8 protein-coding genes and 2 tRNA genes are annotated in these 12,126 nt (G+C 45.7%); 4 read left to right on the top strand and 6 right to left on the bottom strand.

Annotated features, from left to right (window positions below; translation table 11 throughout):
• From WJT86_RS10755 to WJT86_RS10745, 3 genes are all read right to left on the bottom strand, one after another.
• Positions 1 to 394: GTP-binding protein (locus WJT86_RS10755; RefSeq protein WP_346337557.1), on the bottom strand; the 394-nt coding region annotated here is incomplete at its 3' end.
• A 107-nt stretch (positions 395 to 501) separates the two neighbouring features.
• Positions 502 to 575, bottom strand: a tRNA-Gly gene (locus WJT86_RS10750).
• Between the two features lie 22 nt (positions 576 to 597).
• Positions 598 to 681, bottom strand: a tRNA-Tyr gene (locus tag WJT86_RS10745).
• A 220-nt stretch (positions 682 to 901) separates the two neighbouring features.
• Here WJT86_RS10745 and WJT86_RS10740 point away from each other — a divergent pair.
• Both WJT86_RS10740 and WJT86_RS10735 read left to right on the top strand, forming a co-directional pair.
• Positions 902 to 1,726 carry a TrmH family RNA methyltransferase gene (locus tag WJT86_RS10740; protein WP_346337556.1) on the top strand — a complete coding sequence of 275 codons (825 nt, stop codon included), beginning with the start codon at positions 902 to 904 and terminating at the stop codon, positions 1,724 to 1,726.
• A 308-nt stretch (positions 1,727 to 2,034) separates the two neighbouring features.
• A complete protein-coding gene (locus tag WJT86_RS10735) occupies positions 2,035 to 3,708 on the top strand; it encodes an MFS transporter (protein WP_346337555.1) in 1,674 nt (557 codons plus the stop codon).
• A 48-nt stretch (positions 3,709 to 3,756) separates the two neighbouring features.
• On the opposite strand, the gene cutA is transcribed toward WJT86_RS10735, so the two are convergent.
• Positions 3,757 to 4,095: a divalent-cation tolerance protein CutA gene (gene cutA / locus WJT86_RS10730; protein ID WP_346337554.1), complete on the bottom strand. Its 339-nt coding sequence runs from the start codon at positions 4,093 to 4,095 to the stop codon at positions 3,757 to 3,759.
• 183 nt (positions 4,096 to 4,278) lie between these two features.
• Between cutA and WJT86_RS10725 the strand changes: the two genes are divergently transcribed.
• On the top strand, positions 4,279 to 5,346 hold the full coding sequence (locus WJT86_RS10725; protein ID WP_407066949.1) for an alpha/beta fold hydrolase: 1,068 nt from the start codon (positions 4,279 to 4,281) through the stop codon (positions 5,344 to 5,346).
• A 73-nt stretch (positions 5,347 to 5,419) separates the two neighbouring features.
• Here the strand turns inward: WJT86_RS10725 and WJT86_RS10720 are convergent, their stop codons facing one another.
• Entirely contained in the window at positions 5,420 to 6,190 is a 771-nt protein-coding gene (locus WJT86_RS10720) for a SapC family protein (protein ID WP_346337553.1), read from the bottom strand.
• A gap of 494 nt (positions 6,191 to 6,684) precedes the next feature.
• On the opposite strand from WJT86_RS10720, the gene WJT86_RS10715 reads away from it, so the two are divergent.
• Positions 6,685 to 6,954 carry a hypothetical protein gene (locus tag WJT86_RS10715; RefSeq protein WP_346337552.1) on the top strand — a complete coding sequence of 90 codons (270 nt, stop codon included), beginning with the start codon at positions 6,685 to 6,687 and terminating at the stop codon, positions 6,952 to 6,954.
• A 112-nt stretch (positions 6,955 to 7,066) separates the two neighbouring features.
• Here WJT86_RS10715 and WJT86_RS10710 read toward each other — a convergent pair whose 3' ends face one another.
• Positions 7,067 to 12,052, bottom strand: coding sequence for a DEAD/DEAH box helicase (locus WJT86_RS10710; RefSeq protein WP_346337551.1), 4,986 nt, complete (start codon positions 12,050 to 12,052; stop codon positions 7,067 to 7,069).
• Positions 12,053 to 12,126: the final 74 nt, after the last annotated feature.

Raw genomic sequence — 12,126 nt, 5'->3', positions numbered from 1 at the left:
CAAGCGCTGGAACACCAACCTGACGAGCAAGCAGAATGTGCTCGCGGGTCTGTGGCATTGGGCCGTCAGCTGAAGAAACAACCAGAATGGCACCATCCATCTGAGCCGCACCAGTGATCATGTTCTTGACATAGTCAGCGTGGCCGGGGCAGTCGACGTGAGCATAGTGACGGTTAGCCGTCTCGTACTCAACGTGGGAAGTAGAAATCGTGATACCACGAGCCTTCTCTTCTGGAGCCTTGTCAATCTGGTCGTAAGCCTTGAATTCAGCTCCGCCGGCTTCTGCCAATACCTTCGTGATCGCAGCCGTCAATGACGTCTTGCCGTGGTCAACGTGACCAATCGTTCCGATATTACAATGCGGCTTATTCCGCTCAAATTTTTCCTTGGCCATGACGTCGCTCTTTCCTGGTCCGCCTGAAATCCAAATAAGCCCCTTGACCAGCCATGCTGCTCAAAGAGCCAATAATTCTAATATCTCAGCTGCATATCGTGCTTAGCTGGAGCGGGTGAAGGGAATCGAACCCTCGTCTTCAGCTTGGAAGGCTGTTGCTCTACCATTGAGCTACACCCGCACAATGCCATTTCAAATCGGAGTGGTGGGGGAAGTAGGACTCGAACCTACGAAGCTTACGCAGCGGATTTACAGTCCGCCCCCTTTGCCGCTCGGGACATTCCCCCGCACGCCGACCGAAACGCAATGCGCTGAGGTCAATAAGCAACGAACAAACATCGAAACCGAGGTTTCAAATTCGTCGTTGCGGGCCTCTTATGATTTGGTCATCTCAATCTGTCAACTATAAAGCGCATTAAAATATGCAACCAGAGGCATACGAACCGCTTTTTTTAGTGTAAGCAGCCATTATTGTCCTGTTGAATACCCATATTACAAGGCCTCAAGATGTCCAGCGGATCAAGAAACTCCAACCCAAATCAAAGAAAACCTAAAAATTTTTCTGCAGGATGGAAATATAAACAGGGAAATAGAAACCAACGCCCCGCATTCAGCAGGCCCGGCGACATTGACGTCGCCATTATCTACGGCTGGCACCCTGTCTTCGAGGCCCTGAGTAATCCAGTTCGCAAATTCAAGCGCCTGCTTGCGACAGAAAACTCTGCAAAAAAACTTGCAGAAAAGATGCCCCAGCTCCCAATAGAGCCAACAATAGTCAAACCGGGCGACATTACACACCTGCTTGAGCCGGATGCCGTTCACCAGGGTATTTATCTTGAAGCCGCACCACTTTGCTCTCCAACGCTCGAAACCTTAAGCAATAACGGCATTGTTCTGGCCCTTGATCAAATCACAGACCCGCATAATGTTGGTGCTATCGTTCGAACTGCAGCTGCTTTTAATGTTGAAGCCATCATAACGACAGCCCGCCACAGCCCAGCTGCAACAGGTGTTTTAGCCAAAAGCGCTTCGGGTGGCCTTGAACACGCCCCCTTCCTCGTTGTGAAGAATCTGGCTGAAGCCCTCATTAAGCTTGGTGAACGTGGCTTCCAGCGCGTTGGTCTCGACTCAGATGGGGAAGCGGATATGGGCAACCTTTCGCTAAAGCGCCCTCTTGTTCTGGTTCTCGGTGCTGAAGGAAAAGGTTTGAGACAACGAACCCGCGAATGCTGTGATGTTATTGGTCGCCTGGATATGCCCGGCCAGATTAAGAGTCTCAATGTCTCAAACGCAGCTGCTATTTCCTTATACGCAGTCTCAAAAGCAACATAACTACAAAAAACAATGAGTTAAAGAAAACACATGATTTAATCTGTAAAGCAGCATTTTATATCGCAGCGCTATTATAGCAAAATCGAAATCTGTCAAGATTGATATGACATCATTCCTCTTTTTTACGGGCATTTTCCCAAGAACTATAGTCTCAGCAACCAATGAATGATTGCCTTCATTTTAGACTGCATTAGCCTCTACACTAAGGGAAACTATTGGGATCAACCCGGCCCTTAAGAATTGGCGGATAAAAATCCGCCTCCGTCAGAAACCCGAATAGGTTTCGATGGATAAAACGGAGGAAACACATGACTTCAGTTGCCGCAACGCCTGCGGCTGCCCCTGCTCGGCGGCCAATGACCAAAGAAGAGAGAAAAGTTATTCTGGCTTCTTCTCTTGGAACTGTCTTCGAATGGTACGACTTTTTCCTATACGGTTCTCTATCAGCTATTATCGCAGCCCAATTTTTCTCTGGTGTTAATCCAACTGCCGGATTTATTTTTGCCTTGCTGGCCTTTGCTGCCGGTTTTGCCGTGCGCCCGTTTGGCGCTCTTGTTTTTGGCCGTCTTGGAGACTTGGTTGGCCGTAAATACACCTTCCTTGTTACAATCCTGCTGATGGGTATTTCGACCTTTGCTGTGGGCCTGTTGCCTTCCTATCAAACGATCGGCATCATATCCCCTATTATCCTGATCGTATTGCGTATGGTGCAGGGGCTTGCTCTTGGCGGTGAATATGGCGGTGCAGCAACTTATGTTGCCGAACATGCTCCTCCCGGCCGCCGTGGCTTCTACACTTCATTCATCCAGACAACAGCAACACTCGGACTTTTTCTTTCACTTCTGGTGATTCTACTTGTCCGGTCTATTGCTGGTGAAGCTGCCTTCAAAGAAATCTGGTGGCGCTTGCCATTCCTTCTCTCCATCGTTCTTCTTGGTATTTCCGTATGGATTCGTATGCAGCTCAGCGAATCGCCAGCCTTCAAGAAGATGAAAGATGAAGGGACTATTTCCAAAGCTCCTCTCAAAGAAGCATTCGGAACATGGGCCAATGCAAAAATTGCCATCTATTCTCTTATTGGCTCAACCGCCGGTCAGGCTGTTGTCTGGTATACCGGCCAGTTTTATGCCTTATTTTTCCTGACGCAGACCCTGAAGATGGATTCCTCAACGGCCAATATCTATATTGCGATTGCCCTATTGATCGGGACACCGTTCTTCATCATTTTTGGTGCCCTGTCAGATAAAATTGGACGTAAGCCAATCATTCTTGGGGGATGTCTGCTGGCTGCTATTCTCTACTTCCCGATCTTTACAGCCCTGACCAAGGCCGTGAACCCGGATCTGGCAGCAGCACAAAGCAGTGCTCCTGTGTCGGTTATCGCCGATCCCGGGGCCTGCTCGTTCCAGTTCAATCCTGTTGGAACATCCAAATTCACAACCTCATGTGACGTCACTAAGTCCTTGCTTGCGGCCAACTCTGTGAATTACAGCAATGTTGTTGCTCCAGCAGGTTCTGTTGCCAAGATCAAGATTGGCAATCAGGAACTCTCATCCTTTGAGGGTGCAGGTCTTGCACCAGCTGAATTTGCAGCCAAGTCAGCAGCTTTCAAGGAAGAGGTCATCAAGGCAATTCGTTCGCACGGTTATCCTGCTGCTGCTGATCCAGCGAAGGTTAATACACCACTGACAATTGCCCTGCTGACAGCACTTATCCTGCTGGTTACAATGGTTTATGGCCCAATCGCAGCACAGCTTGTGGAGTTGTTCCCCACACGCATTCGCTACTCGGGTATGTCACTTCCCTATCATATCGGTAACGGTTGGTTTGGTGGCTTCCTGCCTGCTACAGCCTTTGCAATGGTAGCGGCAACAGGCGATATTTATTATGGCCTATGGTATCCAATCACCATTGCCGTCGCGACCTTTATTATCGGCCTGTTTGTTATTCCTGAAACAAAAGATCGGGATATCTTCCACTGACAGACAGCTAAACAAATCAAAACGCCCCATTCCGGGGCGTTTTTCTTTTCAGGTCGTGCCACCAAGCAACCACTTATGTGTCGCAGCCTCAACCCAATCAGTCGTAATACTGAAAATAACTGGCGTATCATAAGGATGATGCTCTTTTATAAGTTTGCCTAACGGCTCAAGACATCCCTGCCTCGTCTTGAAAAGCGCAACAACCTCAGAACCTGTTTCAATAGCCCCCTGCCATTCATAAACTGAAGTCATCTGCGGAATGATATTCACACAGGCTGCCAGTTTTTTCTGAACTGCTATTCTGGCTATCTGCATAACACTGTCTGCATCAGGAAAAGTTGAATAAACGACAATCATCTTATGCTCGGATGTGTTTTGCGCTCCCATAATTCATGCCTTCCTACTTAAGCATAACCCCTTTGCGACAATTATTGGCATTTATATCGTTACACCATGCCTCTAAGATAAAAAAATTCCAAAATGAGTTTCGCGAGCTTTCCCCCTATTTCGTCAGAAGCAATGGGCACAGGCTTAAACTACCACCATTTTAGTGAAAAAATGGAGCCCCTCATGAAGTCAATGAAATTACTAGCAGTAACGGCTCTCTTCATCGCAACAGTTTTAGGCTCATTACAGGCTATGGCAGCCAGCTATCCTGAAGCTGTTGAACATGACTGGATCATCAAGGATTTCAAATTTCATACAGGTGAAACCCTGCCTGAACTGAAAATTCACTATCGCACCATCGGCACCCCTGAAGGCCAGCCCGTTCTTATTCTACACGGAACAGCCGGATCTGGTGCCAGCATGCTTACTGAAAATTTTGCTGGCGAACTCTTTGGCGAAGGACAGCCGCTCGACGCCAAGAAGTATTTCATCATTTTGCCAGATGCGATTGGTACAGGGAAAAGCACAAAGCCCTCAGACGGCCTGCGGGCAAAATTCCCACAGTACAACTACGATGATATGGTTTTAGCCCAATACCGTCTTGTTACCGAAAAACTTGGTATCAAGAAACTTAAGATCATTGTTGGCCATTCAATGGGTGGAATGCACGCATGGATGTGGGCCAGTTCCTACCCAGATTCAACAGAAGCAATTGTCCCCATGGCGTCACAACCGACAGAAATGTCGAGCCGCAACTGGATGATGCGCAGAATGATCATCGATGCGGTCAGAAATGATCCCGCATGGAAGAATGGCGACTATACCGAGCAGCCACAGCACTTCCGGATGGTCAATGTCTATTATGGCATTGCAACAAATGGTGGCTCCCTCGCCTATCAGGCCAAGGCACCAACGCGGGGAAAAGCCGATTCCCTACTTGCTGACATGCTGTCAAAACAGACGAAGCTTGATGCTAATGATTTTATGTATCAGTGGGCCTCTTCGAAAGACTACAACCCGTCAGAAAAGCTTTCAGACATCAAAGCACACGTCTTGGCAATCAATTCAGCAGATGATGAACGCAACCCACCGGAAAGCGGCTTGATGGAGCAAGCTCTTAAGAAGATTCCAAGTGCAGAGTATTATCTGATACCAGCCAGTGCACAAACCTCAGGGCATGGAACAACGGCAAATGCCAAATTCTGGAAAGCCAGCCTTTCTGGTTTTATAAAAAAGAATTTGAAGGACTAACCATTCTTCAATGGTATCCATACAAAAACCCCGCCGAAGTGGCGGGGTTTTCTTTTAGCTTGGCCTATAGCTATTACTTGCCTTTGGCAGGTGCAGCAGCAGGACCTTTATTAGCAAGATGCAGTTCCAGAAGACCTGGCAGATTACCAAGAGACATCAGGTGTGCGAATATCCAGCCAAGGAAACCTTCCTTGTGCAGCTCGGCAAGCTGAGCACCTGTCAGCTTGGAGAACTTCTCTTCAGATACAAGCAGGAAGTCCTGTACCTGGAATGCAACGCCTGATGCACTGCGGATGTCAGCAGAACGCTTTTCAAGAAGATCATATTTCTTGAGAAGGGCAACGAACTTCTGTGTACGCTCCATCTCAACACGGAAACCGTTCATGAAGCGAATGGCTTCTTCAAGAAGCTCGCTGTTTGTACCGTCCTTATTGAACAGCTCGCGACCTTCCTTGGTGTTCAGGCCAGCAAAAGAATCATCGAAGCAAATTGTAAATTCTTCTGAGTTTTCTTTTGTGTTTGCCAGAACGAAAGGATAACGACGGATAAAGGCCGGAATGTAAGTCTCTTTCTTCCACTGACCGTCTTTACCAACGAAATCGTTGTGACCAGCTGAAAGACCAAGAAGAGCAATAGGCATAACAGGCGCATCAGCCTCAGTACCTTCCTGCATGAACACAACAGGATATACACGCGATGCCTGATAGAATTCACTTCCTGCAACTGGCGTCCAATGTGCTTCTGCAGCAAAATCTACTGTTGCAGATGGCTTAAGCTTCATATCCTTATGAGCATCACGAGAAAGAGGTGTGACGTTCTTATAGAGCAACATAACTTTAGACACTTCGAAATCCCCTAAGTTTTATAGAACTAGAATTAACTAGTAAGAATTTTTTGCTAGTTGCCGGATTAAATAACCGACGACCCACGCTATTCCAGAACTCTTGCATATCCATCTAAAATGGAACATTCAACCGAGTATAAAGAAATTCAATCCCTTTAGTTCAAAAAAGGATTTGATAATTTGAATACGATATAAAAGATACTCGCAACAATATATAAAAATCAGAAAAACCTCAAAATTGAGTGTATAAGATGATAAATTACAATATTATTCCCGAATTATTTTATTTAAATCCACCTATCAGGCGTAGTTATGCATCAATATATTCTGGATATGGCAAAACTATGGTAAAAAAAGCCGCATTAAAATTATAATAAGGCTCATATGCTAGCTTATTTTTCAAGATAACCAAATTATATATAAGGAAAAGAAATCGTTATAATGATTACCATTTCCATAGAAAAGAACCAGAAAATACTTAAGGGTGCATATTAATGAAATCAAAAATTCTTACTATCTTTGTAACATTTCTGCTGGTTGCAACCACAGCTCTTTTATCTGTTTTTAACTGGAATGGATGGCTGTCCGATGAAAGGTATAGCAACAGGATAATCAATTTATTAGCAAACATGCAGCGCTGGATGGTCGAAACATTAGGATCAGCACCCACAGCGGCTATATTTGCAGCATTCAGCCTGTTTATCCTTTGGGGTGGTATTCAATCTTTGAAGGAAGAGAACAATACAGAGCCTAGTGGCACATAAGGTAAACTATTTATATGTGATCAGGAGGTGTAAACGCCCTCTCCTGATCACAGCCTTTACTGCCCAGTACAAGCTACTCAAGTTTAAAATTCTTATTCATAAACAAGTTAACTTAAACAGGTAGAGCCTCTTCCCTGCTCTTGTTCACTGTAGCAGGTGCGACAGGCTCAGTTTTCGCAATATCCAGTTTTGGCAGATTATTGACGATCTTCATCGTCTCAAGGCTAACTGTCACAACACGCAACAGCACATCCAGCGGATAGCGTGGGTTACCCATTGTCTCGATAGCCCAGTCATTGGCATCATTGACGATACCGCTGTCTTTATCAATGCGAACACCCTGGCGTTCCATGACCCAGTCAATAGCTGACTTACCATTCACGACATAATCATACGCTTCCAATGGAATACCACGTACCGTGATATACTCATTATAGATGACAGTGGAGAGATCTTTGTCCTTACCTGTCTTGCCATAACGCATCTTCTCGACACGGTAATTTTCCGGCTTACCCTTGGAATTATCATCCACCTCAGCCCGATAAGGCTGAACGGTTTCATAATTCAGATGTAAATCTGCCAGCGCACGGCCAGCCCGCTCAAAAGCACGAAAATCTGCTGCCGACTTCACAGCCGGAATACGCGGCAGCTCCTTCATCAGATTATCGGCAAATCGCTCCCGGTACTCATGAGAATGCAGCAAGCCATAGATATAATAGAAGATATCTTCTTTCGTTATCTTCTCACTGGGATAGGCTTCGTGAAAATACGCTAGCCCCTCATCAGTGATGGCATCCCGACGTCGTGGTCCGGAAGAGACGGCAAACAGATCATGTATTGCATTACTTCTCGCAGCATCTTCCGATTCATCATATAAATAGAGTGGGAAACATTGGGCACCCGCTTCCAAGGCATTCAGATCAACTATTGTATTGCTAATTAAGGCAGACATTCCATTCCGACTACCTTTACCATTAATGCAAATCACAAGATTTTCTGCCTGTTTATCTGGAAATATACGCGGCATTTGATAAATCATTTCATTGAAGCGACGGTTAAAATACAGCCATTGCTTCGTAAAAGGTCGATATAGACTTTTTACAATACAATTTTGATCAAAATAGAATAATCGCTTTTTAGCTAAGTCTTTTTTTAGCGCCCTTGTCCAACTGAGCATCATGGGATTTGCATCGACAAAAGAATCCAATTGCGAACTTTCGATCTGCCTACCAATTTGTTTTTCCTGATCAGTAAGTCGCTCAACTTCACCATTATAAGAGCTAATCATACGCTCCATATTAGCAGTAATAGCTTTATTCGAACTATTATAGCACCACGCATCACGTTGAGTTTTCAAGCCACTTGAATAATTAGAGAAAAGGCATTTTTCCTTGATTTTTTCTTTTGAACCAATGACAGGATAACTTCTTAAGCTATCATCCCGCTGATTAAGCCAATCACCATGCTGGTCTGGTATAATTACCTGCCAATCACAAGCTTTTGAAATACTCGAAATATCCTTTTGTGCATTTAGTTTTTCTAGTTTTTTTTCGCTGCTTAAATCGTCCCCAATATCATAAATATAAATTTGCCCCTTTTGCTCTGAAGCTGGATTCTTGATGAACAATGTCACAGAAATTCCAGTCATACTACCAGAACCAAAAACATTCTGTCCTTCCTTCGCGCGTCCTTTACTCAACATATTTTTACGAATATCGCCACGTAAATTGAGCACATAAATGCTTGAAAATTCTCCGTTCAAGCATTTACGCATCCCATCCATAGCAGGCTTTTCAATGAAACCAGAGCCAGAAACAAAGCCAATAACACCACTCTCACCAATTCTATCAGATGCCCAACGAATGGCGCGGATATAGCTATCATACAGTGCATTTTTATTGATTGCTGTAGACCGTTCCGCATAAGTAGAACGTATACGTTCATCTAAAATGGGATAAACAATGTTCTGGTTATTATCATTCGCGCTATCCTGCCCAGCCGAATAAGGTGGATTGCCCATGATAACGCGAATATCCAGCTTTTTCTGGCGCTTACGGCGGGCGCTGTTATCGACCAGCATGGCATCAACCATATCTTCCTTCTCATACATCTGGAAGGTATCAGTCAGGCATATGCCTTCAAAAGGCACATAATCACCTCCCATGATGCTGTGGTAGGTTTCTTCAATATTAATGGCAGCAATATAATAGGCCAGCAGAACAAGCTCATTAGCGTGGATTTCATGCTTATATTTATAAGGCAGCAGCTCTTTATCTATCAGACCACTTTGCAAGAGACGGGTGATGAAGGTTCCCGTGCCGGTAAAGGGGTCAAGAATATGTACATCTTTACTACCAAAGGTTTGGCCAAATTCAGTTTTTAGAACATGGGCCACGCTATGGATAATGAAATCAACCACTTCCACTGGTGTATAGACGATCCCTAACCGTTCTGTCATTTTCGGGAAGGCATTGCGGAAAAACTTGTCATAAAGCTCGACAATAATCTTCTGCTTACCGGTAATACTGTCTATGCCCTCAACACGTTGCTGCACACTGCGGTAAAATTTCTCAAGGGTATCGGCTTCCTTATCCAGCCTGTGCTCATGCAACACATCAAGGACCTTCTGCATGGCCTGCGACATCGGATTATTTTCAGTAAAACTATACCCCTTAAAAAGAGCATCAAAAACCGGCTTGGTAATGAGATGCTGGGCCAGCATTTCAATGATATCGGCATCAGAAATACTATTATTCAGATCATCCCGAAGCTCTTCTGCAAATTCTGCAAATAACAGCCGTTCGCGCTCATTCGTTGGATTATTCAGTATGGCGGTAATCCGGCTGATATGGGTATTGGCAATCTCTGCAATATCGTTTGCCCATTGCTCCCAATGCTGCCGGTTGCCAACCTTCTGCACCAGCTTGGCATAAATAGCCCGTTCCAGCTCTCCGAATTTAAAATGCATGGCAAGCTGGTAATCGGATTGCGGCCCTTCACGCAAACCTCCCCTTCCTGATCCAATCTCCGCACTCAGGATAGAATCGCCGCGTCCGTTATTACCTGTAGCTCTCTTGGCCATAACTTTTGATGGTATCTTGTCAGTTATAGCAATCACTTCCATTTTTGTTGGATCGCTGCCGATCAGATCCAGCTTATTGATCATGGCATCAAAACGGTCATCATGAGACCGCAGAGCATTCAGCACCTGCCAGACCACCGCATAGGTCTTGTTATCGTTCAGAGCGACATGGGGCTCAACACCCGCGGGAATAACCACAGGCAGAATCACATAGCCGCGCGTCTTACCCTCAGTTTTACGCATGACCCTGCCGACCGACTGAACTACGTCAATCTGCGAATTTCGTGGTGTCAGGAACAAGACAGCATCAAGAGCCGGGACATCCACACCCTCGGACAGACAGCGCACATTACTCAATATCCGACAGGTTTTTTGCGGTGGTTCAGCTTTCAGCCATTCCAGCTTAGCTTCCTTCTCACTGGCCTTCATGCCGCCATCGACATGTTCAGCCTCACAGTAGAGAAGCTGCTCTTGTGGAATCTGCTCTTCCTTCTGATAGGCTTCCACCACCTTCTGGAACATGGATGCGATCTGTTTGGAGCTGACCTTGTGCGTCTTCCCTCCCTTGGAAATCTCAATGACCTGACAGAAGGCAACCGCACGCTTCATAGCGGCTGAATCATCAGTCAGGTCTCCTGTCAGCCCCTGCTTTGCAAGGGCCTTCCAGCAACCGATAATCCGGGCGGCATCATCAACCTTCAGTTGGTTATTCTCATCTTTCCAAAGTTCCTGCAAACGGCGGTTAACGTGATCTTCTTCAACAGCCAGCACAATAACCTTGTAATCAACCAGCAAGCCACGCTCGACAGCTTCGGAAAAGGTGATGACATGCAGCTGCTCACCATAGAGCTCTGTATCATCCATGGAACAGAGCGTTATGCTATCCCGTTCGGCCGTTGCTTTCGCTGAATTACCATAGATACGCGGCGTTGCCGTCATATAAAGTCTTTTAGAGGCTCTAATGAAATCATTATTATGAACTTTGACAAAATGGCTTTCATCCTGTCCGGCAAAAGTGGCCCCCGTCGTACGATGAGCTTCGTCGCAGATGACCAGGTCAAAATCCTCTAGATCAAAACCCCGTTGTGCCGCGTTAATGACATCAATTGACTGGTAGGTGGAAAAGACAACACTCATATGCGTATCATCGTGACGTTTCTGCATTTCAGCAGCTAAACGTTCAGGATTCGTCGTAGCGGGATACTGCAATTCATGGGTTGCAATCTGGACTGTATCTTCGTCCTTTTTACGCTTCTTGCCGACCTCACTATCAGAACAGACAGCAAAAGAGTGCAATCCAATCGCACTTTCCTGCGTCCACTCGCTCAACGCCTGGGAAAGCAGTGCAAGGCTGGGAACAAGAAACAGAACGCGTCCTCCTGCCCCCACCAACTCCTCAGCAATCTTCAGGCTTGTGAAGGTTTTACCAGTCCCACAGGCCATGATTAGCTTACCGCGTTCCGCTTTTAAAAGCCCGCGCTTTACAGCCTCCAGAGCATTGGTCTGATGTGGACGTAGCTGCTTCTTGGGCTTCAGTTCAGCAAATGGACCTGACTGGTAAAGGCTCCAGTCAATCTGACTGTTTTCCAGATTATATAACGTTATTTTACTGACTGGAGGTTGCTGATCCTGCAGAGCATCTTCTGCGTGCTCACTCCAATGATCAGTTGTTGAAACGATGATGCGGTGCTTGAATGGTTTCTTTCCAGATGCCGTGAAGAAACTATCGATATCGCCTTTTTTCAGGCAATAATCCTCGGCATACAGTTTACACTGAATAGCGTGATATTCTTCCGTTCCACGTGTCTTCGCAACCAGATCAATTCCTGTATCGCGCTTGTCCAGCCCTTGAAGCTGAGCCCAGTCTGCATAACTCCAGACATCACTATATAAGTCTTTATACTGAGCCTCGTTACGCAGATAGCAAGCGATCAACTCTTCAAAATATGTGCCCTTTTCTCTCTCGCTTTTAGAATGTGTACGGTATCCATCAAGAAGACTGGAAAGGGCAGACATGGCGTAAATCCTTATCAAAAAAGATGCACGCCTTTTACATATAAGTAGAAATAAATACTACAAAAAATAGAAAA

This window comes from Hohaiivirga grylli (genome assembly GCF_039655745.1).
Lineage (GTDB): Bacteria > Pseudomonadota > Alphaproteobacteria > Rhizobiales > Beijerinckiaceae > Hohaiivirga > Hohaiivirga grylli.
Note: the sequence above shows the minus strand (reverse complement) of the source record. Positions and strands in the feature narration are given on the sequence as shown.